The 487-nt window shown below is 49.3% G+C and carries 1 rRNA gene; it reads right to left on the bottom strand.

What is annotated here, in order from left to right:
* Positions 1–338: ribosomal RNA gene (locus NM10_RS12795) — 16S ribosomal RNA — on the bottom strand; the annotation flags it as partial.
* Positions 339–487: the final 149 nt, after the last annotated feature.

Raw genomic sequence — 487 nt, 5'->3', positions numbered from 1 at the left:
TCACAATGTGGCCGTTCATCCTCTCAGACCGGCTACTGATCGTCGCCTTGGTGGGCCGTTACCCTCCAACTAGCTAATCAGACGCAAGCCCCTCCTCCAGCGAAAGCTCCGAAGAGCCTCCCTTTCTTCCTTCTGCCATGCGACAGAAAGAACGTATTCGGTATTAGCAGCCGTTTCCAGCTGTTGTCCCCATCTAGAGGGCAGGTTGCTTACGCGTTACTCACCCGTTTGCCACTCGAATCAATAAGAAGCAAGCTTCTCATCTCTTCTCGTTCGACTTGCATGTGTTAAGCACGCCGCCAGCGTTCGTCCTGAGCCAGGATCAAACTCTCCATGATATATGGAAGAGCGTTTGGCTCTTGTTTATTATTTGGTATTACTCATTGTTTGACGTTCTATATAATAGAACCTCGCACGTTGGCGTTCATTCAGTTCATTGTTCAGTTTTCAAAGGTCATCGTTGTCATCACCGGGTGGCGATCGACTT

Source organism: Megasphaera sp. NM10 (assembly GCF_000417505.1).
GTDB classification, from domain to species: Bacteria; Bacillota; Negativicutes; order Veillonellales; family Megasphaeraceae; genus Megasphaera; species Megasphaera intestinihominis.
The sequence above is the reverse complement of the archived record's forward strand: the minus strand, read 5'-3'. Positions and strand labels throughout refer to the sequence as shown.